Below are 23,763 nucleotides of genomic sequence, written 5' to 3'. Positions count from 1 at the left end.
TGAGGGAAAACTCTAAGGGTGAGGCTCGGCCGGGCGTAAGGAATGATTTGCGATAATTTTATCCGCTCGATCGTATAAGCCAGCAGGCATGCGGGCTGCGTCGGCATTAGCCGGTTTCGACGCTACCCAGGATCGCCCAGGAGCCTGAGTGCGGCAAACGGAAATGGTGGCCTGCTTCGCCAACCTCTAGCCGGAATGGCCAAGCAGGCGCGCATGCTCGATCTTGACGCAACGGTCAGCCACCACCGTCAGGCCGGCCGCCTCGGCGATGCGCTGCGCTTCTTCGTTGATCACGCCAAGCTGCAACCACAGCGCCCTGGCGCCGATCGCCGCGGCATCCCGGGCGATCGGCACACAGTCCTGCGGCTTGCGGAAAACATCGACGAGGTCCACCGGAAAGGGGATCGACTGCAGGTCCGGATAGCAGGTCTCGCCGAGAATCTCGCTGTATTTCGGATTGACCGGGACGATCCGGTAGCCGCGTTGCTGCATGTACTTGGCGACCTCGTGACTCGGCCGGTGTGCATCGGCGGAAAGACCCACCACAGCAATCGTGCGGCAGTCGCGCAGGACGCGACGCAGGGTGTTGATGTCGCTCATGACTTCCTTTTCTCTCTTGACCGGCATGCCCGGGAGAGGGCGGACGGCTAATCTGCCACAAGGCACGCCGATACGGGATACATTCCCTGCTCACGGCCGCTGCCGCTACACACCGGCGGGTCGTCGATGACGCTGGCGCCCGGCAGCGCTTCTGACACGGAATCAGCACGGCGAACGGGAACCCTCTTGCGACGGAACGAACAATGACGCACCCGGAAACAGGCACCTCCCTCGACATGTCCAGTGCGCCGGCCAAGCGCGCGGCGTACGCCCTGCTGCAGGCGCAGGCGGCGTCTCTGTTCGCTGGCGAACGCGACTGGCTGGCGAACCTCGCACAGTTCGCTGCGCTGATCTACAACGCGCTACCCGGCCTGAACTGGGCCGGCTTCTATCTGGCAAGAAACGAGGAACTGATACTCGGCCCCTTTCAGGGTAAGGTGGCCTGCGTGCGCATTCCCTTCAGCCGCGGCGTTTGCGGCGCCTGTGCACGAACGCTTGAAATCCAGCTCGTTCCCGACGTGCATGCCTTTGCCGGGCATATCGCCTGCGATGCAGCGTCGCGCTCGGAACTGGTCTTGCCGGTGCTGGTGGATGGGCAATTGCGCGCGGTCTTCGACCTCGACAGCCCCTTGCCGGCCCGGTTCGATGGCGATGATGCGCAAGGACTGAGCGCTGCGCTGGCGCTACTGGTACAGGCGACCGACTGGGATACCCGTCCAGAAAACAAGGCCTGACGGCGCCCGCCCATCCTGCTGGCAAGACTGGGTAGAGCCGGCTAGTCGTCGAACAGCACGTACTTGGCCATGCCGATGAAGATCAGGTAGACCACGGCGAAAAAGACCCCCGTCCAGAAAACGCCGGCGGCCGTGGCCCAGCCGATGATTCCCAGCACGGGCAACAAAACGAACAGAACGAACGGCTTCCAGCTCCACTGCATGACGGGCTTCCCTTGGCGAAAGGCGCTATGAAATCATGCCCTGCCCGATCTCGCCAGCACCGCGCGCAAAGCCTGCGCCGATGCGCAGCGAGGCCGGCTGACTCCGCACAGCGGCCGATTGAAGGCACACACTGGTTGTCTCCACAGAAATCCGTAACAAGTCTGTGGATAAGCCCTGAACAAGTTGCGCATCCCGCTGCCGGCATTGAGTTTTTTCGCGCTGCCCATTTTTTGGGCAGGACACTTTGCGCAGGCAAGGGTGGCGACCGGGCTAATTCGCCCTTTTGCGCCAGACCGGCAATGCTCTGCGTGGCGCAGCTATCATGCGCGACAACGACGCCGAAGCACACGCGCGGCGTTCCACGGCAACGACGGAGAACCCTGTGTCCGCACATCCGATTGAACTGACGAGCGGCGACAAGCCCGACTTTGCGCTGATCTGGTTGCACGGCCTCGGCGCCGACGGCAGCGACTTCGTGCCGATCGTCGCCGAGCTGCGCCTTCCGGTAACGCTGTCCGGGCGCTTCATCTTCCCGCACGCGCCCTACCAGCCGGTCACCTGCAACGGTGGCTACGAGATGCGCGCCTGGTACGACATCCTGTCGCTGGCGCCGGACGAGCGCCGCGTCGACGTCGCCGGCCTGCAGGACTCGGTCGCCAGCATCCACCGGCTGATCGCGCGCGAAGTCGAACGCGGCATTCCGGCCCGGCGGATCGTCCTTGCCGGCTTCTCGCAGGGAGGCGCGGTCGCCTACACGGCGGCGCTGACCTGCCCCGACGCGCTTGCCGGCGTGATCGCGCTGTCGACCTACCTGCCGGCATCCGAACTCATCAGCGGAGAAACGCGCGCCGCCAACGCGCAGCTGCCGATCTTCGCCGCGCACGGCGACGAGGACGACGTGGTGGCGCCCGCACTCGGCCTGCGCGCCCGCGATTTCCTGCGCCAGCAAGGCTACCAGCCCGAGTGGCACACTTACCCGATGGCGCATAGCGTGTGCGACGACGAAATCTCCGACATCGGCGGCTGGCTCACCCGGCAACTCGGCACGCAATACTGATGTCACCCATCATCAACGAGGCAACAATGAACGACAGCAGTGAACAACTCTCGGCAATCGAGACGCGGATCCTCGGCACGCTCTGTGAAAAGGAGCGCACGGTTCCCGACACCTACCCGCTTTCGCTCAATGCGCTGATCGCCGGCTGCAACCAGAAAACCAGCCGCAATCCGGTGCTGGAAATCAGCGAGGCCGGCGCGCTGCGCGCACTCGAATCGCTGAAGGAGCGCGGGCTGGTCAGCGAAGTCAGCGGCGGCCGCGTGCTGCGCTTTGCGCAGCACATGGAAAAGGCGCTCGGCCTGTCGCGGCCGGCGTCGGCCCTGCTCACCGTGCTGCTGCTGCGCGGCGCGCAGACGGCCGGCGAACTGCGCCTCAACGCCGAACGTCTGCATGGCTTCGCCGACATATCCTCGGTCGAGGCCTATTTGGAGGAAATGGCGGCAAAGCAGCCGGCAGCGCTGGTACGCGAACTGCCGCGCGCACCGGGAACGCGCGAAACGCGCTGGTGTCAGCTGCTCGGTGGCGATGCTGCGGCGAATATGGCTGGCAATGCGGCCGACAACGCGGGCGCGGCGACACCGACGCGCAGCGACGCCACTACGGGCGCGAACGACGATCTGGCAGCACGGGTGGCGGTACTGGAAAGCGAAGTCAGGGAACTGCGCGCGCTGGTCGAGAGCCTACAACTACTCTCCGGCAAGGCGGGCTGAGCGCACCCCGCCGCCACGCTGGCGCCCGTGCGCGGGCCGGCGGCGGCGCCCTGCGGCCGGCGCTGGAGTTTGCCCTTGCGTCAGCGCTGACCTCAGCATTTGCCTCCGCGCCGAGACTGAGCCGCCAAGTCGAACATCGCTGCCAGGGAGTGAATCATGCCAACAGTTCTGCTGATCGTCATCGCACTGCTCGCCTCATCGGTAGCGCTGGGCATGTTTCTCGGCTGGCGCTATCTGCGCCATCTGCCCGCCAAACCTGTGCTCATTGGCGTGCACATCCTGCTCGGTCTGGCCGGGCTCAAATGGATGGTGATCGATCTGCTATGGCGAACGCCGGAAGGCACGGCGCTGCACAGCGTCGGCTACGCGGCCGCGCTGCTGCTCGCCGCAGCCTTGCTCTCCGGGCTGCTGGCACCAGTGCTGGCGGGACCGCAACCAGCCGCGCGTGGTGGCCCTGTCGCGCAGGTGCTGCACGCTGGCGTCGGCCTAGCCGGCTTTGCGCTGTTCATCGTGTGGGCGATCAATCTCTGACGCCAGCGCACGCCTGATTCGCACCGGCTCACAGCCTGGGCCGCTGCCGCGAACGATCGCGCCGGAACGCGCGGCTGCCGTATGATCGAACACCGCCTGAGCCTCCGTACCCTTGAGCATCCGTCCCCTCCACCACCCGCATGCCGCCGATCCGCTACGTCGAACCCGTCTTTCGCCCGCCGAGCGAGGCGCAATCGCTGATCCTGCCGCTCACCGACGGCTGCTCGTGGAACCGCTGCAGTTTCTGCGAGATGTACACGGCGCCACAGAAGGCATTCCGTGCGCGCAGCGAGGACGAGGTACTCGACAGCATCCGCCGCTGCGGCGAGCTTTACGGCAATGAAGTGCGCCGCGTCTTTCTCGCCGACGGCGACGCGCTGGTACTGCCGACGCGGCGCCTGCTCGTCTATCTGCAAGCCATCCGCCACCACCTGCCGGCGGTGCATCGCGTCGCCAGCTACTGCCTGCCGCGCAACCTGAAGAAGAAAAGCGTCGCCGAACTCGTCGCCCTGCGCGAAGCCGGGCTCGCGCTCGCCTACGTCGGCGCCGAATCGGGCGACGACAGCGTGCTCGCCAGAGTGAACAAGGGTGAGGACTTCGCCAGCGCGCGCGCGGCGCTCGACAAGCTCGGCGAAGCCGGCATCACGCGTTCGGTGATGATCCTCAACGGCCTCGGCGGCACGACCCTCAGCGCCCAGCATGCGCAGAACTCGGCGCGTCTGGCCAACGCCACGCAGCCCGAGTTTCTGTCGACGCTGGTGGTCAGCTTTCCGCTCGGCGAAGCGCGCTTGCGCACCGCTTTTCCCGAGTGGCAGCCGCTCGATCAGGCCGGGCTGTTCCGCGAAATGGAGCAGCTGCTGGCCGCACTGGAACTGCGGCGCACGGTCTTCCGCTCCGACCACGCCAGCAACTGGCTGGTGCTCAAAGGCACGCTCGGCGCCGACAAGGAGCGACTGCTCACCCAGGTGCGCCAGGCCATCGCCGAGCCGCAAGCGGCGCAACTGCGGCCGGCGTGGGCGCGCGGCTTGTAGGCAGCGTTTCGGCGCGGCTGCGCGTCAAGGGCTTCGTCCATACCGCTGGCTTATGCAACACCCGCCAGATTCTGCCGGCGCCGATCCAGATCCTCGACGATGCGTTGCACGAGCCTTTGCGGATTGAGCTCGACCACCATCTTGCCGCCGAGCAGTGCCTCGCTGTCCTCGTAGAAAAAGCGCGAGACGGCGGCCGAGCCGCCGATGGGTGCCGGTACACAGTGGAAGGACGAGATTCCCATCAGACGAAAACCAAGGGCGGCGCCGACACCTTTTTCGTTGCTCCACTCGGGACTGGCGAAGGCGAAAGGCATCGCCTTGATCGGCTGTCCGGCGAGATCGGCAAGCGCGCGGAACAGCCCCGAGGCGCGCGCGTTGTCGAGGCATTCGCCCATGTGCAGTGCCGGCGGCAAAGCGAACTCGTCGAGCACCGAGCGGAGTCCGGCACCGGCCTTGACCCTGGCCTCGGCGTTGCAGAAACCCAGCTTGAGCAGCGGGAATGAGGCGCAGCCATTGGTCAGGATCAGGATGTCGGCGGCAAGCAGCCCGTCAGCGATGTCGCTGACCGTCTTTTCGTAAAGCACCTTCGGATTGTTGCAGCCGACCAGATTGATGACTCCGCGAATCTGCCCGCTTCTCAGCTTTTCGAGCAGCTTGCCAAGCCCGCCGAATGCGGAGGCGATGTTCTCCACCGAGAAGCCGATCTCGGCAGCCATCTGCTGACGCGGCACGAAAACGTTCGCCGCGTGGCGTAACGGATACTGGCGGATGCCGAGAGTGACGATGGTTCGTGCGAGTTCGCGCGCCTCGGCGAGATTGCTGTGCTGGTGGTCAAAGGCGATGTGCTCGGCACCCGGCAGACGGCACGAATCGCTGGTCGTCACCACGCGCGTGTGGAAGCACTTCGCCACCTCCATGATCCCCGGGTAGACGTCCTGCACATCGGCGACCCACAGGTCGATGGCGCCGGTACCGAGCACCAGTTCGGCGCCGACCGCGTTGGCCAGCGGACTGATGCCGCCGTGGCGGTAAAGCGACGACAAGCCCGAGCAGCAGATGCCGAAGAAACGGATTCCTTTGGCGCCAGCGTCGCGGGCCAGCTGCTGGAATTCGGGATCGTCGCCGGCTTCGACGATCGTCATCGGCAGTACCGGCGAATGGCCGTGGATGGCGATGTTGACGTAGTCGGGGTCGAGAGCGCCGAGGTTGGCCGAGATCGTGTCGCGCTTCGGCGGGCCGAACAGGATGTCCATGCCGATCGACGAGCCGAGCACGCTGGTCCAGGCGAAAGCGAGTCCGCAGCGCAGCAGCTGCTTCATCAGATTTTCCCAGTCGCCGTCGGTGCCGGTACCGGTGCGATGCAGCGCCTCGAACACCTCGTGGTAGGCGCCGATCGGCAGGATGTCGAGTTTCTGCCACAGGGCGATGCGTTCGGGCGGCGCCAGCGCCTGCAGCGTGCGATGGATGCCGGGCACCGCGCGTGAAAAATCCTCGAGCAGGATGTCGGCAATTTCTCCAGCCAGCTGCTCGATACTCTTGTTGTCCACATCGAGACCGAAGGACTTCGCCACCGCACGTGTCTTGTCGACGCCCCGGATCGGGCGATCGAGGCGTCCCTCAGCCGCCGCTTTCAGCGCCAGCAGCACCTCGCGTCCGCGCGCGCCGTGCGAGGCGACACCAGCGGCAACCCAGCGCAGGATGTTGCGCGCGACGATCACATCGGCGTCGGCGCCGCAGACGCCGCGCGGACTTTTCGTCGTCACCGAGCACGGACCCATGTTGCAGATACGGCAGCAGGTACCTTCAAGTCCGTAGCCGCAATGTGCTTTCTGTGCGTCAAAGCGGTCGAAAACCGTCTCGACGCCGATCTCGTCGAGGCGCTTTAGCATCTGGCGTACGGCCGGATCGGGCGTTTTGGCGAGGACGTCGGCCTTCGACGGAAAGGATTTGCGGTAGGCCTTGAGTTCTTCCGGGCTCATGCGGCACGCTCCAGCGCGAGGGCAAAGTCGGCCAGATGTTCGGCCGCGTGCAGGAATTCGCCGGCGAGCTGCGGCGGCACGCCGGCGAGGTCGGCCAGCCGCACCGCGTCGTCGAAGGGGAAAGCCGCCACCGGCGGCCAGTCGCCCAGCCAGCCGCGAATGGTCGCGAGTTCCGCCGGACTGCGGTAGTTGCTGACGACGCAATGGACGTGCGCGATGCCCAGCGCCGCCGACAGTTGGCGGACTGACGCCGCGGTCTCGACGCTGCGCCGACCGGGTTCGACGACGACAAGCAGCAGGTCGACGCCGGCGATCGTGCCGCGACTCAGGTGTTCGAGGCCGGCTTCGCTGTCGATCAGCGTGACGTCGGCCGTCGCCGCGCTGGCCTTGAAGAGAACGCGACGCAGCAGCGCATGCTCGGCGCAATAGCAGCCCTCGCCGCCACCCTTACCCCAGCCGAGCGCCACCAGCGACTGGCCGCCACCCCAGGCGACCGTGCTCTGCGGCAGCAACGAGCCGGTATCGGGATTGAGCAGGAAGAGCCCGTCGGGAATTGCGGCCGCTTCGTTCGTCTGGTGCAGCAGTTCGGGCTGCTGCGCCAGCGGCAGCGGCAATTCGCCGTGGTCGAGCGGCAGGGCAGAGGCAAGATTGGCGTCCGGGTCGGCGTCGATCGCCAGCACGCGCAGCCCACGCGTCGCCAGCACGCGCGCCAGCGCGCCGGCGATCGTCGTCTTGCCGGCTCCGCCCTTGCCGACCACGGCTATGCGCAGCGGCGCCCGCGTGCCGCTTGCGTCATGCGGCTGCGCATCGCCATGGGCATGCGTTTGGCCGTGGTTATGGCTGTGCGTGTGTCCATCCGGATGCTGCGTACACATATTCCACTCCTTGAAAACGCTGCCCCGCGACTATTGCCGACGGCAGCAACGGTCGCGTCGAGCACGCGACGCGGTTCGTCCGTTACCTACGCCGCGAGGCGCTCCGCGGCCGCTTCGCGGCGCGCGATCTCGCGGCGTAGGTGCTTCAGCGACGGGGTGACGATGGCGATGAAGCAGGCCTCGCGCAGCCGGCGCTGGGCCCCCGCGGTGCGCAGGTAACCGCGCGCGCCCTGATGCAGCAAGGCCGCCTGCGCGGCGCGCAAGGACAGCTCGCCGCCGGCCAGCCGGACGCGCAGTATGTCGAGCAGCGTCGGCGCCCGCTCATCGACCGCATAACCGGCATCGAGCCGTCGTGCCAGCCGGTCGACTTCGGCGGCGGCGGCAGCGAGCGCGGCATGCAAGCTGTCCACCTGATCCTCTTCGAAGCAGTTGATGTGCGCGTGCGTCCGCCCGGCACTGTCGATCAACCGGATGCAGTCGCGGACGAGGCCGATACCCATGCCAAGCTGCGCGAGGATCATCCCCGGCTGGATGCGCGCCAGATATTCGGCGGACTGCTCGGGATGAGCGAGCACGCTGCCGTCGGCGATGAACACGCGGCGGAACTGGCAGGCCAGCGTGCGCGTCCCTTCAAGCGCCGCGAAATGCGCGCCATCGAGCAGCCGGAAGCCCGCTTGATCGCAGCGCACCACAAAGAAGACGAGGCGTCCGTCGCCGTCGACCGGGCAGGCGCTCACGAAAACATGGTCGTTGCCGAGATTGGAAACCCACGGCAGGGTGCCGCTGATTTCATAGCCGCCGTCGACCCGAGTGGCGACGAGCAGCGGACGCTCGATCTCGCAACACGACTTCAAGGTGTTGGACAGCCCGGTGCCGCCGAGCTGCCTGCCGCTGACCAGCGCCGGCAGCAGCTCGGCCTTGAGCGCCGTGTTGTCGGAAAGCTGCAGATAGCGGGCACACGCAGTCTGGCACCACACGGCGAACGCGGTCGACAGGCAGCTTTCGCCGACCTGCGCGATGACGCCGATGGTGTCGACAATGCCCTTGCCATTGCCGCCGAACGCGGGCGCAACGACGCCGGCGAAACCACCGAGCTGGCCGAGCTGACGCAGAAAACCTTCCGGATACTCGCCTTCGAGATCGATGGCGCAGACGCGCGGCGCCAGCTCGCTGGCGATCAGTCTGGCGATGTCCGCGGAAGCATCGCTAAGGCTGGAAGAATTGGGGTCTGTGTACTCGGACATGGTTTTTCCCGACGGCCTTGAATTACTGCCCGGCCCAGCGCCGGTGGGCCTCGCGCGCCAGCCAGTCGAGGACGAAACCGAGCAGTCCGATGAACAGGATGGTCGCCATCAACTCGCCGTAAGCCATGCGATCGCGCGTATCGAGGATGAAATAGCCGAGCCCGGCGTTGACGCCGAGCATCTCGGCCGGCACCAGCACGACCCAGATCAGGCCGATCGCCAGACGGATGCCGGTGAGCAGGTGCGCGGCGATCGCCGGTACGGTGACCCGCCACAGCTTTTCACGGCGATTGGCGCCGAGGCTGTCGGCCAGCGTCAGCCATTGCGGATCGATCGCCGCAATGCCGGCCGAGACGTTGAGCACGATCGGCCACACCGCCGCAAAAGCGAGCAGGAAGACAACCGGCGCTTCGCCGACGCCGAGCGCCATCACCGCCACCGGCATCCACGATAGCGGCGAAATCATGCGCAGGAACTGGAACAGCGTCGATGTCGACTGGTTGAAATCCCGCCAGCTGCCGACCAGCAGGCCGAGTGGCACACCGAACAACAATGCGCAGGCGAGGCCTAGCGCGACACGGCGCAAACTGGCCCAGGCGTGGTCCCAGACTTCGCCCCCCTGCCAGAGCTGAACGGCGGCGCTCCACGTGTTTTCCGGTGAAAACCGCGCCGCCATCAGCGATTGCCCGCCGACGCCGTGCACCAGCAGCCACCAGAGCAGGAGGCCGAGGCCAAGCCCGATGAACGGATAGGCGAGCGAGCGGGCGTGGACAGAAGCCAGTGACGACATCGGCGCAGGCTCAGGCAACGATCGTTTCACTGCGCGTGAACTTCTCGGGCAGACCGAAAGCCTTCAGCCCGCCCAGAGTGGCGATCGACTTCCTGACGAAGCGGTCGTCGACCAGATCGCGTGCGACGAAGGCCGGATCGAGCGCCGACAGGAACTGGTTGTTGCCTTCGACCTGCGTGTTCTTCAAGAGCTTGACCAGCTGCTCGGTGTAAGACGGGAACGGATAGGGCTGGTATTCGATGCGCTCGTCCTTCCACTCAGGATGGCGGATCGCCCCCTCCCTGACGTACTGCTGGCTACGCTCGGCGTTGGGCACCAGCACGCGTTCGAGCACGGCCGGCGGGAACGGCGTGTATTTGCCCGGCGCGTCCTTCGACAGCAGCTGCGCGCCCTCCTTGCGGTTGTCGCGCAGCCAGTGCTGCGCATTGACGACGGCATTGACGACCTTCTGCGACCATTCCGGACGGTCCTTGAGGTCGCGCTCGTGCATGGTGACGACGCAGCAGGCGTGCTCACGCCAGACGTCGCCGGTAAAGCGCAGCACGCGGCCGATGCCGTTGGTTTCGGCGGCGGCGTTGAAGGGTTCGGCGACGATGAAGCCGGCGATGGCACCGTTGGCCAGCGCCGGCCCCATGTCGGCCGGCGCCATGATCGACAGCGCCACTTCGTTCGCTTTCAGGCTGTCGGCGGGCTTGGTGACGACGGTCAGCCCGTTTTCGCGCAAGAGGTGCTGCAGTACGACGTTGTGAATCGAGTACCAGAACGGCACGGCGACTTTCTTGCCGCCGAGGTCCTTGACGCTCTGGATGGTCGGCGCGACGGTCAGTGCCGACCCCGACATGTGGTTCCAGGCGACGACCTTGGCGGGGAACTGGCTGCCGTAGCGCGCCCAGATCGTCATCGGCGAAAGCAGGTGCACGACGTTCACCTGACCGGCCATGAACGCCTCGACGATCTGCGCCCAGGAGCGGAACAGGCGCGGCGCCTCGACGTTCAGCCCCTGCTGCTCGAACAGCTGCCGCGCGTGCGCGACGAGCAGCGGCGAAGCGTCGGTGATCGGCAGGTAGCCGATGCGCACCGGATCGTCGGGATTGGCGGCGCGGGCAAGTCCGGGCAGCGCGATGGCGCCGGTGAGCAGCGCCGACAGACGGAGAAAGTCACGACGGGAAACGGGCAGGTCGTGGGCAAGATGATCGAGATCGTTCATGGCAGGCTCCTTAAAGGGCGGGATACCAGGTGGCGGAAGGGTCGGAGAGGGTGTTGAGGATTTCTTCGCGCATCGCGTTCAGCGCGCTCGAACGGTGTTTGCGCGGCGCGGCCCCCCCGGGGCGCCATTCGCCGACGATCCGCGCCGGCTGCTCGGCCTGCGGACGCGCCAGCAGCAGCACGCGGTCGCCGATGCGCAGGGCCTCGTCGATGTCGTGCGTCACCAGCAGCGCGGCGCTTTGATGGTGCTGCGCCAGTTCGAGCAGCAGATCCTGCATCGACTCGCGCGTGATCGCGTCGAGCGCGGAAAAAGGCTCGTCGAGGTAGATGATTTCCGGGGCACGCGCCAGCGCGCGGGCCAGCGCCACGCGCTGCGCCATGCCGCCCGACAGGGCCAGCGGCTTCTTGTCGGCGTGCTCGGCAAGGCCGACCTGTGCCAGCGAACGCGCCACACGCTCGGCGCGCAAGGCTTTCGCCGCCGGCGGACGGCAGGCGAAATCGAGTCCGAAACCGGCGTTTTCGGCGACCGTCAGCCAGGGCAATAGCGCTGGCGACTGGAAGACCACGCTCGCCTTGGCGGCACGGCTTTGTCCGCTTGGCATCCTCTGCCCGCCCGGATCGTCGGCACCGTCGACCACGACATCGCCGGCGCTCGGCTCAGCCAGACCGGCGAGAACGCGTAACAGCGTCGACTTGCCGCAACCAGATGCGCCGATCAGGCAGACGATTTCGCGCCGCGCGATCGTCAGATCGACCGTCGCGAAAACCGGCTGCCGTCCGTAGGCGAAGGCCAGTCCGCGCGCAGCGAGCAGAGGCCCGGTAGAACTCATCGCCGTCTCACGCCTTCAGCTGCCAGCGGTAAGCCGCCAGCTCCGGATTCAACTCGGTAGCCGCCAGCGAATTGCTGAAGTTGCACAAGGTCGCCAGCGCAACGCCGAGGACCACTTCGATCGCCTGCTGCTCGCCATAACCGGCCGCCTTGAAGTCCTGCAACTCGGCGTCGGTCACGGCACCCCGCTGGCGAATGACGGCGCGGGTAAACGCCGCCAGCGCTTCGAGCTTAACGTCCGGCAGAGTGCTTTGCTGCCGCAACCCCTCGACCAGCGTCTCGGGGAGCTTGCCCTGCTTGTAGGCAATCGCGGTGTGCCCGGCCACGCAGAAGGTGCAGCCATGGGTGGTTGCCGCAGTGAGCTGAACAACTTCGCGCTCGGCCAGCGTGAAGCTGCTGCGGCTGTTGATTTCGCTGACCGTCAGATAGGTTTCCAGAGCGGCCGGCGCATTGGCGAGAACGCCGAGAAGATTGGGAATGAAGCCGTTCTTCGCCCTGGCCTGGGCGAGATAAGGCAGGCTGGCTGCCGCAGCGGATTCGGGCGTTTGTACGGTGATACGGGACATGAGGACTCCTTGTGTGACAGGCTGCTGCGATTTTCCCGGGCTGCCCAACCCGTCTCAATCTGCAAACGTCGCGTTCTTTTGTTCGTTCATCTCGGCTGCACAGCCTGCAACGCGGCGCAGGGAAATGGCTGCGCTACGCCGGCGCCCCCGCTCAGGCAGCCTGCAACTGGCGCTGCTGCTGCGCGCGCCGGTAAGCGCCGGGCAGGACACCGGTGGATTTCTTGAAAGCGCGCGAAAAGGCGGCGTCGGACTGATAGCCGACCTTCTCGGCGGTACGCGACAGGCTCAAGCCTTCCTCGATCAGCTGACTCGCCACACGCATGCGGATCTGCAAGAGCAGATGGCTCGGCGAGGCGCCACAGGCCTGCGCGAAGCGTTTGAAAAAGGTCGCGCGCGACATGTGCGCGAGTTCGGCCATCGTCTGCACCGTCCAGTCACGCCCGGGATCGGCAATGATCGCTTCCAGCAGGGGAGCGAATTCCGGTCTGGCGAGCAAGGCCCACAGACCATCGCTCACTTCACGCCGCTGGCAGAGGTGACGGATGGCGTAGAAAAAGAGCAGATCGACGAGACGGCTGATCAGCGGCGAAGGCTCTTCACCGCCCGCCTGCGCTTCGGTCAGGATCAGATCGAACAGCGGCCGCGTTTCGGACAGCTTTTCACCGCTGCGCGAAATCACCACGTAGTCGGGAAATGAGCCGAGAAATACGCGGTTCAGTTGCGAGCGGAAAGAGAAGAAGCCGCAGGCGAGCGCGACGCTGCCGGGCAAGGACGTATCGACCGGCGCCATGCTGCGTCGTGGTGCCTGCGCGGCTGCAAGCGGGTCGGCCAGCGGACTCAGGTAATGGACGACGTCGCGCAGAAAAATCACCGCGTCGCCGGATTGCAGTGGATGGGAAACCCCTTCCTGCGGCAGGTGCAGCCAGCATTCGCCATGCAACACCACATGAAAACCGGCGCGCGCCAGACCACTGGTCGAGGTTTTCCACGAGCCGCAATACTGGCCCAGATGGAAAAGCGTGCTCTCGAGTTCCAGGCTGCCGAGCAGCCAGTGGATCAGGCGATCGTTGCGGGGGGAAGACATACCGGCCTCGAATATGGTGGAAATTCACGTGACGCTAAGCTGGCTCCGATGCTACGAAAGCCACGGACACCACCAAAGACGGATTTGCGAATTGCTTATAAGAAGGAACGGCGTGTCCCACTGTAGCGGATCGTCGAAGCTTTCAGTTCGATGCCGGGCGGGCGATACGGTCCAGGTGAAGCAGTGGCATTCTTCCTGTTTCCGAGGCGGGGCCGCGGACCGGATCGCTGGTTTCGCTGACCGACAGCGCATCGATCAGCCAGACCGTCGATAACGAAAACGCGGCGTCGGCCTGCTGCTTCTGGCGATAGTAGTGTTCGAACAGCGGCCCCGAAATCACGGCCTTGTAGGGCGTGGCGGCGATCTGGAAAGAACGTCCGTCAGCGGCGAGCAAGGCGACCGTCAGCGGCCGCTTGAACCAGACCGCCCGCACCAGCAGCGCATTGAGCTGCGAGTGTTCGAAAGCCTCGGGATAGACAAGGCGGCCATCGTCGTCGACATGAAGGCCGGGAGCGAAGATCACGTAGGGTGATCCGTCCTCGGCGAGCAGTGCCAGCGTCTTGACGCTGTCGGCGCGGTTCAGGAGTTCGCGGATTTCCGCGGCGAGCGTGTACTTGGCCATGTTCGTTTCCTAGATTCTCGACAGGTCGGTATCGGGGTGGTTGCCGCAGATGCGGTAGTTGTCCATGTCGACAAGCAGGCCGTAGTAGCGACGGATGCTGTCGAGTCCCTGCGCCAGGCGGACGAAGTACTCGAGCGAAGGCGCCTGCTGCTTGTGGAAAACGGAGCCGGTGATCGGCACCCAGACGCAATAGACGGTGCTCACCCCCTTGCTGGCGAGGTCCTCGGCCTCTTCGAGCGTGGCGCGCAAGCCGTCTTCTTCAGTGGCAAAGCCATGCGGCTTTGCCGTTTCGACGCCACCGACAATGCCGGTGTTCACGTAGCCGCGGCCAAAGATGCCGACGGCGTCGACCAGGCGCCGTTTCCACTCGCGATAGCCGGGGCGGACTGCCTTGCCCGGGCAGATCCAGTTGAACTTCTCCTCATCGAGCACTTCGATGTCGGAGGTGTAGGTCAACAGACCGGTCTGCTCGTGGATGCGCTGCAACTGCTCGAGACTGAACGCCGAGGCGACCAGCTGGCTCGGGAAGCGCCGCGTCGTGAAGTTCTCGCCGATTGCCTGCAGGGTTTCGATGTAGATGTCGACTTCTTCGGCAAACAATTCGCCGTCGCCCAGGATCGAGCCACAGGTCATGCCGACGGTCAGGAAGCGGCCGGGCTGGCGGATCGCCTCGCGCACGCTCTCGTAAGCGTCGCGCGGATCGAGACGCAGCGGCTTGTTGTTCAGCCGGCGTTCCTTGTTGTAGTGCGCGGCGATGTTGCAGTACTTGCAGCCCTTGCCATCGTCCCAGTAGTGGCAGTAGGCGTAGGGGTTGATGTCGAGGCGCTGCGGCCGCGGCGTTGCCACCTGCCACATCGGCTTGCCCGACGATGTGAGCCGATCATAGAAATCCGGCTTCAGCCAGTATTCGACTTCCTCGAGAACCTCGCCATGGTCGGTCAGCACCAGCCGGCCGTCGATGAAGTCGACGACGTAGGGGTCGGTCGCGTTCGGACGCGGCCCCGACAGGATCGAGGTGCCGTCACGCAGCAGCAGCGACACCGGGACGAGCGACTCCTTTTCGCCGATCGAGTGGAAGATGCTGCGCGCCTGCAGCATGTGACGGGCCGGGTCGGCCTGCGTCAGCGCGGCCTCGGTGTAGGTGACGCCACGCCGCTGGACGTCGATCTTGAGGATGATGAAGTGCGGAACCTCGGGATACTTGGCGACCACTTCCCGGTAGGAAAGCGGGCGCAGACTGCTCTCGCTGAGCGCATGCATGGCGGTAATCCTTCTGTTAACGGGTCAGTGCCCGGTCGATGTCGGCGACCAGATCGTCGAAATGTTCAAGGCCGGCAAACAGGCGCAGCGTGCCGCCATCCGCCCGCCCGCAGGCCGTTTCAGCCGCTTCGGCCGCTTCGATCTGCGTCCTGCCATCGTCGGGATTGACGACACTGCCGACCAGTTCGAGCCCGGCCAGCAGCCGGGCCGCCGCGTCGCCGCCGCCGCGCAGCACGAAGCGCAGTTCGGAGCCGAAGCCGTTCGGCAGATAACGCCGTGCCAGCGCATGCTGCGGATGTTCCGGCAGGCCGGGGTAGATCACCGCGGACACCTCGGGACGCGCGCGCAGCCAATGCGCCAGCGCCAGCGCGTTGTCGGCGTGGCGCTGCGCGCGCAGCGACAGCGTCTCGAGGCCGACCACGAACTGGAAGGCGCTCAACGGCGAGAGGCTGGGGCCGATGTCGCGCGCCCCTTCGACACGGCTGCGGATGGCGAAGGCAATGTTGCCGGTCGGGCTGCCGGGACCGAAGCGTTCCCAGAAGCGCAGGCCGTGATAGCCGGCCGACGGCTGCGTGAACTCGGCAAAGCGGCCGCTGGCCCAGTTGAAACGACCGCCGTCGACGATGACGCCGCCGGCGGGCGCGCCGTGGCCGCCGATCAGCCGGTTGGTCGCCGCGATGACGACATCGGCACCATGCGCCAGCGGCTGCGCCAGATAACCGCCGCCGCCGGCGGTGTTATCGACCAGCAGGGGCAGGCCGGCGGCGTGCGCCACCTCGGCAATGCCCACGAAATCGGGCACGCGCAATCCGGCGCCGGCAAGCGTTTCAACGTAGATGGCGCGCGTGCGTGGGCCGATCGCCTGCGCGAAGGCGGCGGGAATGTCGTCATCGACGAAGCGGGCGTGGATGCCGAAATTGCGCTCGAAGGCGAGCAGCTGGTGGCGCGTCTCGCTGCCCACACTGTTCGAGACGACGATATCGTCGCCGTGTGTGAGCAAGGTGTTGAAGGCGAGAAAGCGCGCCGCAGCGTGCGTACCGACAGCCACCGCGGCCACGCCGCCTTCGAGCGCGGCGATGCGCCGTTCGAATACGTCCGAGGTCGGGTTGAAGATGCGCGTATAGACGTTGCCTTCTTCCTCCAGTGCAAACAGCCGCGCCGCGTGCGCGGAGTCATTGAAGGTGAAGGAGCTCGTCTGATAGATCGGCAGCGCCCGGGCATTGGTCACGGGCGCAGGCGTCTGTCCCGCGTGCACCTGCAGCGTCTCGAAACGATGGTCCGGCCGGAAGTTTGCTGCACTATCAGGCATGGTCCGCTCCCTCGCCGGCAACGGTACCGGCGACGCCGGCGTAGTAGCGGCGCGCGACTTCCGGATGCGAGCGCAGCTGGCTCTTGAGCAGGTTGAGTCCGACCTGTTCGAGCAGCGGGTTGTCGGGATCGTGCGCGGAGGGCCGCGCCGCTGCTTGCAAGGCCGCCGGCAGCGCGATCGGGCGGACGCGCGCGTCGAGATGCGGATTGAGGAAGTAAGCGATCGACAGGCGGTCGTTCTGCCCGGCGGGAGTCACCACGCGGTGCACGTTGGCGTGCAGATAGCCGCCGCTGGCCAGTTCGAGCATCTCGCCGATGTTGACCACCAGCGTACCGGCACGTGGCGGCACCGCGATCCAGCTCTCGCCGTTCTGGACCTGCAAGCCGCTTTGTTCGTGCTGCACGACGAAGGTCAGCAGACCCGTGTCCTTGTGCGCACCGACACCCTGCGCGCTGTCGGTGAACGCGCTGCCGGGATAGCGGATCAGCTTGAGCAGCAGCGTCGGTGCATCGGCGATCAGTGGCGTGAATACCTCGGCATCCTGACCGAGAGCGATGGCCAGTGCACGCAGCAGCTTCAGGGCTACCGCGGTCAGCTGCGCCTGCAGCTCGAGCACCACCGGCTTGAGCGCCGGAATGTCGTCAGGCCACTGGTTGGGGCCTTCCAGCAAGGCCCACGGTGGCGCCTTCGCGCTTAACGCACGCCGCGGACGCTCGGCGCCGAAATCGAGCTGTTCGCGCCAGTCGCGGGCGCCGCGTGTCAGTTCGGCGCCGGTACACGTATAGCCGCGAAAGTGCGGCGAGTGCAGGTTTTCGATCGTCCTCTTGGCGGCATCGGGCAGATCGAAGAATTCGCGGCTGACGCGGAAGGCGTCGTCGATCAGCGCTTGCTGCACCCCATGCCCCGCCAGATAGAAGAAGCCGGCGGTATGCGCCGCCTCGCGCAGCGCCGAGAGCGGCGCCTTGCGGACGGCAGTGGCGACGTCGAGTTCGCCCAGATCGAAGGTGGGAAGTACCGTGTATTGAAAATCGGGGGAGTTCGGGTGGTTCATTGCGCGTGCCAGAACGCCGCCGACCAGCCTTCCGGCCGGCTGCTTGCTGGTTTCGAGAAGGCCATCGGGACGAGGACTATAAGTCGCCCCCCGCGCCGCGCTAATCAACTTTTCCTGATATGCAATGCAGCCAGCAGGGCAGAAGCTAATTGCGTTTTCGTACTCCTCGCCGTTGCGCGGGGAGCGGCCCACCCCTCGCGACCATCTCCCGGAAACACCTCCGGCGCCTATCTCTCTGGCATGAGTTTTTTTCGAGAAAAGCTTATTTGCGCTGACGGATATACATCGAATTACAAATTTGTTCTTTCGCTTGCGCTTCCCCCCTCAAATGCGCGGGCTATCCACGCCGCGCCCGCGCTCATCCGCCATCTGGCGACGGCTGATCCAGCAGACATCGAGAATCGAAACGGGGGAAAACCATGAAACGGGTATTGATCGGAGCGTCAATCGGCGTCGCCGGTGCGATCGGGGCAACGGGTTACACGCACGCCGCGGCGAATCAGGCGGGAACGGAGGCGACCACACTGGAAAAGGTCGTCGTCACCGCGCAGAAGCGCGAAGAGTCGGCGCAGGACGTCGGCGTCGCCATCACGGTGCTGTCGGGCGAGGAGCTTCAGGCACGCGGCATCTCCAACGTCAATCAGTTGCAAAACGAGGTGCCGAGCCTCGAAGTCGAGCCGGCCTTCGGTAGTGGTCAGGCGCAGTTCCGCATCCGCGGCATCGGCTTCCAGGACTATGGTCCCAACAACTCGTCGGCGGTTGGCGTCTATGTCGACGAGGTCTCCTACGGCTTCCCGGTACAGACGCAGGGGCTCCTGTTCGACCTCGAGCGCGTCGAGGTGCTGCGCGGTCCGCAGGGAACCCTGTATGGCAAGAACACCACCGGCGGCGCAATCAATTTCCTGACGCGCAAGCCGACCAAGGAATTCGAAGGCGGCGTTTCGGTCGGTTATTCGTCCTACGACACGAAGACCGTTCAGGGCTTCCTCTCCGGTCCGATCAGCGAATCGCTGCGTGGCCGTTTCTCGTTTGCCACCGAGCAGGGCGGCGCCTGGCAGCACAATCGCGAAACCGGCGAAAAGCTCGGCGCCAAGGACATCAGCGCCATTCGCGGGCAGCTTGAGCTCGACGTCACGCGCGATCTGCGGGTTAACCTGACCGCCAGCTACGGTCAGGACAAGTCCGACGCACAAGGGCTGTACCTGTTTACCGCTCGCCCGAACTACGGCTACGCCGCCGACTCGGACCGGACGGCGACCGGCTGGGGCCGCACGGCGGCCTTTTCCAACCTGATCGGCGTATCGCAAAGCCAGAAGCCCTCGCGCGACAACGACGCGACCAACGTCACCCTAGCGGTCAACTGGGACCTCGACGCGGTCAAGCTGACCAGCATTACCGGTGGCCAGAAATTCAACCGGCGCGAGCTTGCCGACTGGGACGGCACCTCGATCAACCACGCCGACGTCTACTGGAAGGACGACGCCAGCATCTTCTCGCAGGAATTCCGGCTGGCTTCGAACAAGACGAGCGACCTCAACTGGGTGCTCGGCGCCTATTACGCCAAGGAAAAGCTCGACGAAGACTGGTACACCGATTTCACGCGCGACTACGGCGTGATCACGCGCACCAAGTACAAGCAGGACAGCGAGACGCAAGCCCTGTTCGGTCAGCTCGATTACAAGCTGACACAGAACTGGAAGGGAATCATCGGCGTGCGCCAGGAGCATGAAAAGCGCACGGTCAGCGATTTCAGCACCTCGACGACGCCGGTCCAGGCCTGGGCAAGCATTGCCGATGCCAGTGCCTCCCTTTCGTCCAACAGCACCTCAGGCAAACTCGGCCTCGAATATCAGCTCGACAAGAACGCACTGATCTACGGTTCGGTCAGCCGCGGCATCAAGTCGGGCGGCATCACCACGCACAACACCTTCAACGCCCTGGCGCTGACCCCGTTCGAGCCGGAAACGCTGCTTGCCTATGAAACCGGCTTCAAGGCAGACCTGAGCAACAACCTGCGTGTGAATGCCGCGGTGTTTCACTACGACTATCACAACCAGCAGTTCCAGGACGTGACGACCAGTCCGTCGGGCGCGCTGATCGGCAAGATCATCAACATCAAGAGCTCGGCGGTTGATGGCGGTGAAGTCGAGTTGAGCTGGGTCCCGCTGTCCGGTCTGACCGTCACCCAGTCGCTGGGCTACAAGCACGCGACCTTCCGCGACTTCAATTCGCCGCTGCTCGGCAACCTGTCGGGCAAGGACCAGTTCCTGCCGAAACTCAGCTACGGCGGCAGCGTCGCCTACGCCTGGGCCGCCGCCGGCTATCGCCTCAAGCTTGCCGGCGACTACAGCTACCACGACACCTACAAGTCCTGGCTCAACCTGCTCAACCCGGACGGTGGCAACGTCTACGACATCAAGTCCTACTGGCTGGCCAACGCCCGCTTTGAAGTCACTCAGGTCGGTGCGCCGTGGCAACTCAGCTTCTGGGTGCGCAACCTGTTCAACGAAAAGTATGACCTGACGCGCAACTTCTTCGGCAACCGCCCCGGCGGTACGCAGGACGACCTCAACGTCGCCCTCGCCGGTCAGCCGCGCACCGTCGGCGCCGTACTCAACTACGCCTTCTGATAGCGGATCACCGGGTCGCTCCGCGAGGAGCGGCCCGGATTTCGCGTTTCTGCTTCCCGCTTTCTGTCTTCCGTGCTGTCTGCCCGCGCCTTCGCCTGCCGCCTCCTGCTCGGCGCCGCCCTCCTCTTTTCCGGCACAGGCGCGGCAACGGCTGCCACCCTGCGCGTCGGCATGCAGCTCGAGCCGCCGCAGCTCGATCCGACCAGCGCCGCCGCCGCACCGATCAACGAGCTGTGCTACGGCAACCTGTACGAAGGCTTGCTGCGCCTTGCCGCCGACGGCACTCCCGAGCCGCGGCTGGCCGAGTCGTGGAAGATTTCTGCTGACGGACTCGACTACACCTTTCAGCTGCGCGCCGGCGTGCGTTTCCACGACGGCACGCCTTTCGACGCCGAGGTCGCGCGTTTTGCGCTGGAGCGCGCCCGCGCTGCCGATTCACTCAACCCGCAGCGTTCTTTGCTGGCGGCGGTCGCCTCGGTCGACGTGCTGGCCCCGCTGCGCTTGCGCATCCACCTGCAGCGGCGCGACGGCAACCTGCTGCAGTCGCTGGCCAGCGGCGCGCTGGTGATGGTGGCGCCGGCCAGCGCCACCGGCAATCGGGCACACCCGATCGGAACCGGTCCGTTCCGCTTCGCCGACTGGCGTCGCGGCGACTCGGTCACGCTACTGCGCAACGACGATTACTGGGGTGGGCAGCCGCCGCTCGAGCGCGTGGTCTATCGCTTCGTCCAGGATCCGGCCGCCGCCTACGCGGCCTTGATGGCTGGCGATCTCGACGTCTTCCCGAATTATCCGGCGCCGGAAAACCTCGCCCAGTTCAAGGCCGACCGCCGCTTCGTTGTCGAAACCGCGAGTACCGAAGGCGAGACCGTGCTCGCCTTCAACCAGCGGCGGCCGGCGCTCGCCGATCTGCGCGTGCGTCGGGCGATTTCCTACGCGCTCGACCGTCAGGCCATCATCGACGGGGCGATGTTCGGTTACGGCACGCCGATCGGCAGCCACTTCTCGCCGGCCAACCGCGCCTGGGTCGACCTCGCCGGCGTTTATCAGCACCGGCCGGAACGCGCACGCGAGCTGTTGCGTGAGGCCGGCGCCGAGGGACTGTCACTGACCCTGAAACTGCCGCCAACTGCCTACGCCCGGCGCAGCGGCGAAATCGTCGCCGCGCAGCTGGCGCAGGTCGGCATCCAGACGCGTATCGAGAACCTCGAGTGGGCGCAGTGGATGGACCAGGTTTTCGTGCGCCACGATTTCGACCTGTCGATCGTCGTCCATGCCGAGCCGCTGGACTACACGATCTACGGACGCGACGACTACTACTTCGGGTACCGCAGCGACGACTACAAACGCAAGCTGGCCTCGCTTGCCGATACCGTCGATGCGCAGGAACGCCTCGGCATCCTGCGCGAGTTGCAGCAGATTCTGGCCCGCGACGCGGCCAACGGCTTTCTCTTCCAGTACCCCTTGCTGCAGGTCCGCGACCGGCGCGTCGAAGGACTGCCGGTGGGCAGCGTCAGCGGATCGACCGAACTCGGCGGCGTGCGCTTCGTCGATGCGCCTCACGGCGAGGGCACGGCTGAGAATGCCGGCAGAGGCTTGACGTCAGCGCTGAGCAGCCTGGGTCTGCTCGGCATTGCCGCGGTGGCCCTCGCCGCTGGCCTGTCGGCATGGCGACGCTTCGGTGCTCTCTGGCTGCTGCAGCGCCTCGGCGCGCTGCTGGTGACGCTGTTCGTCGCCAGCGTTCTGGTATTCGTGCTCGTTCAGGTGGCGCCGGGCGATCCGGCGCTGAGCATCATGGGCGTTAATGCCGACCCGGCGGCAGTCGATGCCCTGCGCCGCCAGCTCGGGCTCGATCAGAGCCCCGTCGAACGCTATGGCCAGTGGATCGGCGGTCTGCTGCACGGTGATGCCGGGCAGAGCTACATCTATCAGGTGCCGGTGGCCGCGCTGATCGCCGAGAGAGTGCAGGTATCGCTGCCGCTGGCCGTCCTCGCCCTGCTCGGCTCGACCGCGCTGGCGCTGCCGGTGGGTATCGCTGGCGCCTACTACCGCGGCCGCTGGCCCGACCGCGCGCTCGCCGCGCTCACCCAGTGCGGCATCGCGCTTCCCAACTTCTGGCTTGGCATCCTACTGACGCTGCTCTTCGCGATCGGGCTGCGCTGGCTGCCGGCCGGCGGTTTCGCCGGCTGGGAACACGGCCTCGGCGCGGCGCTGACGTCGCTGCTGCTGCCGGCGCTGGCACTGGCGCTGCCGCAGGCCGCCATTCTCGCCAGCGTGCTGCGCACGGCACTGATCGAAACCAGCGCCGAAGATTACCTGCGCACGGCCCGCGCCAAGGGGCTGGGCGCCTTCGCCGCGCTCTGTCGCCACTCGCTGCCGAACGCGATGATCGAGGTGCTGACCATCCTCGGCCTGCAGTTTTCCTTCCTGCTCGCCGGCGCGGTGGTCATCGAGAACGTCTTTTTCCTGCCCGGAATCGGTCGCCTGGTGCTGCAGGCGGTTGCCCAGCGCGACCTGATCCTCGTGCAGAACGTGGTGCTGCTGCTGGTGCTGATCGTCGTAACGGTGTCCTTCCTCGTCGATCTGGCCTACCACATCGTCGATCCGCGTCTCGGCAGCGGAGCGCGGCGATGAGCCAGCCATCTCGCGCACTGGCGCTCGGCGGACTGAGTAGCGGCGTGTTCGTCGCGCTGGCGCTGCTCTCGCTGCTGTGGACGCCCTACGATCCGACGCAGATATCGATCATCGAGCGCCTGCAACCGATCGGTGCGCAGCACTGGCTGGGCACCGATCAGCTCGGCCGCGACGTGCTCTCGATGCTGATGCGCGGCGCCGCCACCTCGCTCGGCGTCGCCGTCGCGGCAGTCGTGCTTGGCGCCGTACCCGGCATTGCGCTCGGGCTCTTCGCCGCAGCGCGGCGCGGATGGATCGACGAGATCGTCATGCGCGGCAACGATGTGGTGTTTGCCTTCCCGGCACTGCTGGTGGCCATCCTGCTGACGACGGCTTTCGGCCCCGGCGCGCTCAACGCCATCCTCGCCATCGGCCTGTTCAACATACCGGTCTTCGCCCGGGTGACGCGTGCCGGTGCGCTGCGGCTGTGGCCGCGCGAATACGTTCTCGCCGCGCGTGTCGCCGGCAAGGATTCGCTGCGGATTTCGCTCGAACACATCCTGCCGAACCTCGGCGGTGCGCTGATGGTGCAGGCAACGACGCAATTCGCACTGGCCATCGTCGCCGAGAGCGCGCTGGCTTATCTGGGACTGGGAACGCAGGCGCCGCTGCCGAGCTGGGGACGCATGCTCGCCGACGCGCAGACGCTGACGGCGCTGGCGCCCGGTCTGGCGATCTACCCCGGTCTGGCGGTCGTGCTCTCGGTGCTCGGCCTCAACTGGCTCGGCAACGGCCTGCGCGATCTGCTCGATCCGCGTCTGGCAAGAGGGGTCTGAGC

22 protein-coding genes are annotated in these 23,763 nt (G+C 65.9%); 8 read left to right on the top strand and 14 right to left on the bottom strand.

Annotation, left to right across the window (positions count from 1 at the left end; all coding sequences use genetic code 11):
• Positions 1–186: 186 nt before the first annotated feature.
• Positions 187–600, bottom strand: a complete 414-nt coding sequence (locus GGD90_RS14890) for a CoA-binding protein (protein ID WP_153114766.1) — start codon at positions 598–600, stop codon at positions 187–189.
• A 203-nt stretch (positions 601–803) separates the two neighbouring features.
• Between GGD90_RS14890 and GGD90_RS14885 the strand changes: the two genes are divergently transcribed.
• Entirely contained in the window at positions 804–1,334 is a 531-nt protein-coding gene (locus GGD90_RS14885; protein ID WP_153114767.1) for a GAF domain-containing protein, read from the top strand.
• Between the two features lie 41 nt (positions 1,335–1,375).
• Here the strand turns inward: GGD90_RS14885 and GGD90_RS14880 are convergent, their stop codons facing one another.
• Entirely contained in the window at positions 1,376–1,537 is a 162-nt protein-coding gene (locus GGD90_RS14880; RefSeq protein ID WP_153114768.1) for a hypothetical protein, read from the bottom strand.
• A gap of 323 nt (positions 1,538–1,860) precedes the next feature.
• Here GGD90_RS14880 and GGD90_RS14875 point away from each other — a divergent pair, with 323 nt between their 5' ends.
• The 4 genes from GGD90_RS14875 to GGD90_RS14860 all read left to right on the top strand — a co-directional run bounded on the left by GGD90_RS14875 (position 1,861) and on the right by GGD90_RS14860 (position 4,867).
• Positions 1,861–2,595 (top strand): alpha/beta hydrolase, encoded by a 735-nt coding sequence (locus GGD90_RS14875; protein WP_153114769.1) that lies wholly within the window; start codon positions 1,861–1,863, stop codon positions 2,593–2,595.
• Entirely contained in the window at positions 2,595–3,305 is a 711-nt protein-coding gene (locus tag GGD90_RS14870) for a YceH family protein (protein WP_228273593.1), read from the top strand. Before GGD90_RS14875 ends, GGD90_RS14870 begins: the two co-directional genes overlap by 1 nt.
• 156 nt (positions 3,306–3,461) lie before the next feature.
• The gene (locus GGD90_RS14865; protein WP_153114770.1) at positions 3,462–3,836 is read left to right on the top strand and encodes a hypothetical protein; all 375 of its coding nucleotides are present in this window, start codon (positions 3,462–3,464) and stop codon (positions 3,834–3,836) included.
• Between the two features lie 140 nt (positions 3,837–3,976).
• On the top strand, positions 3,977–4,867 hold the full coding sequence (locus tag GGD90_RS14860; protein ID WP_153114771.1) for a radical SAM protein: 891 nt from the start codon (positions 3,977–3,979) through the stop codon (positions 4,865–4,867).
• Between the two features lie 50 nt (positions 4,868–4,917).
• Here the strand turns inward: GGD90_RS14860 and cooS are convergent, their stop codons facing one another.
• From cooS to GGD90_RS14800, 12 genes are all read right to left on the bottom strand, one after another.
• Positions 4,918–6,846: an anaerobic carbon-monoxide dehydrogenase catalytic subunit gene (gene cooS, locus GGD90_RS14855; RefSeq protein ID WP_153114772.1), complete on the bottom strand. Its 1,929-nt coding sequence runs from the start codon at positions 6,844–6,846 to the stop codon at positions 4,918–4,920.
• Complete coding sequence (locus tag GGD90_RS14850) at positions 6,843–7,721, bottom strand: ATP-binding protein (protein WP_153114773.1); 879 nt, start codon at positions 7,719–7,721, stop codon at positions 6,843–6,845. Before GGD90_RS14850 ends, cooS begins: the two co-directional genes overlap by 4 nt.
• An 86-nt stretch (positions 7,722–7,807) precedes the next feature.
• Positions 7,808–8,965 (bottom strand): acyl-CoA dehydrogenase family protein, encoded by a 1,158-nt coding sequence (locus GGD90_RS14845; RefSeq protein ID WP_153114774.1) that lies wholly within the window; start codon positions 8,963–8,965, stop codon positions 7,808–7,810.
• 22 nt (positions 8,966–8,987) lie between these two features.
• Entirely contained in the window at positions 8,988–9,755 is a 768-nt protein-coding gene (locus GGD90_RS14840; RefSeq protein WP_153114775.1) for an ABC transporter permease, read from the bottom strand.
• 10 nt (positions 9,756–9,765) lie between these two features.
• Complete coding sequence (locus tag GGD90_RS14835; RefSeq protein WP_153114776.1) at positions 9,766–10,962, bottom strand: ABC transporter substrate-binding protein; 1,197 nt, start codon at positions 10,960–10,962, stop codon at positions 9,766–9,768.
• Between the two features lie 10 nt (positions 10,963–10,972).
• Positions 10,973–11,791 (bottom strand): ABC transporter ATP-binding protein, encoded by an 819-nt coding sequence (locus tag GGD90_RS14830; protein ID WP_153114777.1) that lies wholly within the window; start codon positions 11,789–11,791, stop codon positions 10,973–10,975.
• Between the two features lie 7 nt (positions 11,792–11,798).
• Positions 11,799–12,356 carry a carboxymuconolactone decarboxylase family protein gene (locus tag GGD90_RS14825; protein ID WP_153114778.1) on the bottom strand — a complete coding sequence of 186 codons (558 nt, stop codon included), beginning with the start codon at positions 12,354–12,356 and terminating at the stop codon, positions 11,799–11,801.
• A gap of 151 nt (positions 12,357–12,507) precedes the next feature.
• On the bottom strand, positions 12,508–13,440 hold the full coding sequence (locus tag GGD90_RS14820) for an AraC family transcriptional regulator (protein WP_153114779.1): 933 nt from the start codon (positions 13,438–13,440) through the stop codon (positions 12,508–12,510).
• Positions 13,441–13,582: 142 nt separating this feature from the next.
• On the bottom strand, positions 13,583–14,062 hold the full coding sequence (locus GGD90_RS14815) for a hypothetical protein (protein WP_153114780.1): 480 nt from the start codon (positions 14,060–14,062) through the stop codon (positions 13,583–13,585).
• 9 nt (positions 14,063–14,071) lie between these two features.
• Positions 14,072–15,322 (bottom strand): radical SAM protein, encoded by a 1,251-nt coding sequence (locus GGD90_RS14810; RefSeq protein WP_153114781.1) that lies wholly within the window; start codon positions 15,320–15,322, stop codon positions 14,072–14,074.
• Between the two features lie 16 nt (positions 15,323–15,338).
• Complete coding sequence (locus GGD90_RS14805; RefSeq protein WP_153114782.1) at positions 15,339–16,631, bottom strand: O-acetylhomoserine aminocarboxypropyltransferase/cysteine synthase family protein; 1,293 nt, start codon at positions 16,629–16,631, stop codon at positions 15,339–15,341.
• On the bottom strand, positions 16,624–17,682 hold the full coding sequence (locus GGD90_RS14800) for an isopenicillin N synthase family dioxygenase (RefSeq protein ID WP_153114783.1): 1,059 nt from the start codon (positions 17,680–17,682) through the stop codon (positions 16,624–16,626). The genes GGD90_RS14805 and GGD90_RS14800 overlap by 8 nt, the downstream gene beginning before the upstream one ends.
• A gap of 419 nt (positions 17,683–18,101) precedes the next feature.
• Here GGD90_RS14800 and GGD90_RS14795 point away from each other — a divergent pair, with 419 nt between their 5' ends.
• From GGD90_RS14795 to GGD90_RS14785, 3 genes are all read left to right on the top strand, one after another.
• Positions 18,102–20,312, top strand: coding sequence for a TonB-dependent receptor (locus tag GGD90_RS14795; protein ID WP_153114784.1), 2,211 nt, complete (start codon positions 18,102–18,104; stop codon positions 20,310–20,312).
• 72 nt (positions 20,313–20,384) lie between these two features.
• Positions 20,385–22,946, top strand: coding sequence for an ABC transporter substrate-binding protein (locus GGD90_RS14790; protein ID WP_153114785.1), 2,562 nt, complete (start codon positions 20,385–20,387; stop codon positions 22,944–22,946).
• On the top strand, positions 22,943–23,761 hold the full coding sequence (locus GGD90_RS14785; RefSeq protein ID WP_153114786.1) for an ABC transporter permease: 819 nt from the start codon (positions 22,943–22,945) through the stop codon (positions 23,759–23,761). Before GGD90_RS14790 ends, GGD90_RS14785 begins: the two co-directional genes overlap by 4 nt.
• The last annotated feature ends 2 nt before the right edge of the window (positions 23,762–23,763 follow it).

It is taken from the genome of Rhodocyclus tenuis (genome assembly GCF_014197755.1).
In the GTDB taxonomy this organism is placed as follows: Bacteria; Pseudomonadota; Gammaproteobacteria; order Burkholderiales; family Rhodocyclaceae; genus Rhodocyclus; species Rhodocyclus tenuis.
The sequence above is the reverse complement of the archived record's forward strand: the minus strand, read 5'-3'. Positions and strand labels throughout refer to the sequence as shown.

Excerpts from the sequence above, each read along its gene's own strand:
- GGD90_RS14890 (WP_153114766.1), bottom strand. The coding sequence starts at position 600 with ATGAGCGACATCAACACCCTGCGTCGCGTCCTGCGCGACTGCCGCACG.
- GGD90_RS14885 (WP_153114767.1), top strand. The coding sequence starts at position 804 with ATGACGCACCCGGAAACAGGCACCTCCCTCGACATGTCCAGTGCGCCG.
- GGD90_RS14880 (WP_153114768.1), bottom strand. The coding sequence starts at position 1,537 with ATGCAGTGGAGCTGGAAGCCGTTCGTTCTGTTCGTTTTGTTGCCCGTG.
- GGD90_RS14875 (WP_153114769.1), top strand. The coding sequence starts at position 1,861 with ATGCGCGACAACGACGCCGAAGCACACGCGCGGCGTTCCACGGCAACG.
- GGD90_RS14870 (WP_228273593.1), top strand. The coding sequence starts at position 2,595 with ATGTCACCCATCATCAACGAGGCAACAATGAACGACAGCAGTGAACAA.
- GGD90_RS14865 (WP_153114770.1), top strand. The coding sequence starts at position 3,462 with ATGCCAACAGTTCTGCTGATCGTCATCGCACTGCTCGCCTCATCGGTA.
- GGD90_RS14860 (WP_153114771.1), top strand. The coding sequence starts at position 3,977 with ATGCCGCCGATCCGCTACGTCGAACCCGTCTTTCGCCCGCCGAGCGAG.
- cooS (WP_153114772.1), bottom strand. The coding sequence starts at position 6,846 with ATGAGCCCGGAAGAACTCAAGGCCTACCGCAAATCCTTTCCGTCGAAG.
- GGD90_RS14850 (WP_153114773.1), bottom strand. The coding sequence starts at position 7,721 with ATGTGTACGCAGCATCCGGATGGACACACGCACAGCCATAACCACGGC.
- GGD90_RS14845 (WP_153114774.1), bottom strand. The coding sequence starts at position 8,965 with ATGTCCGAGTACACAGACCCCAATTCTTCCAGCCTTAGCGATGCTTCC.
- GGD90_RS14840 (WP_153114775.1), bottom strand. The coding sequence starts at position 9,755 with ATGTCGTCACTGGCTTCTGTCCACGCCCGCTCGCTCGCCTATCCGTTC.
- GGD90_RS14835 (WP_153114776.1), bottom strand. The coding sequence starts at position 10,962 with ATGAACGATCTCGATCATCTTGCCCACGACCTGCCCGTTTCCCGTCGT.
- GGD90_RS14830 (WP_153114777.1), bottom strand. The coding sequence starts at position 11,791 with ATGAGTTCTACCGGGCCTCTGCTCGCTGCGCGCGGACTGGCCTTCGCC.
- GGD90_RS14825 (WP_153114778.1), bottom strand. The coding sequence starts at position 12,356 with ATGTCCCGTATCACCGTACAAACGCCCGAATCCGCTGCGGCAGCCAGC.
- GGD90_RS14820 (WP_153114779.1), bottom strand. The coding sequence starts at position 13,440 with ATGTCTTCCCCCCGCAACGATCGCCTGATCCACTGGCTGCTCGGCAGC.
- GGD90_RS14815 (WP_153114780.1), bottom strand. The coding sequence starts at position 14,062 with ATGGCCAAGTACACGCTCGCCGCGGAAATCCGCGAACTCCTGAACCGC.
- GGD90_RS14810 (WP_153114781.1), bottom strand. The coding sequence starts at position 15,322 with ATGCATGCGCTCAGCGAGAGCAGTCTGCGCCCGCTTTCCTACCGGGAA.
- GGD90_RS14805 (WP_153114782.1), bottom strand. The coding sequence starts at position 16,631 with ATGCCTGATAGTGCAGCAAACTTCCGGCCGGACCATCGTTTCGAGACG.
- GGD90_RS14800 (WP_153114783.1), bottom strand. The coding sequence starts at position 17,682 with ATGAACCACCCGAACTCCCCCGATTTTCAATACACGGTACTTCCCACC.
- GGD90_RS14795 (WP_153114784.1), top strand. The coding sequence starts at position 18,102 with ATGAAACGGGTATTGATCGGAGCGTCAATCGGCGTCGCCGGTGCGATC.
- GGD90_RS14785 (WP_153114786.1), top strand. The coding sequence starts at position 22,943 with ATGAGCCAGCCATCTCGCGCACTGGCGCTCGGCGGACTGAGTAGCGGC.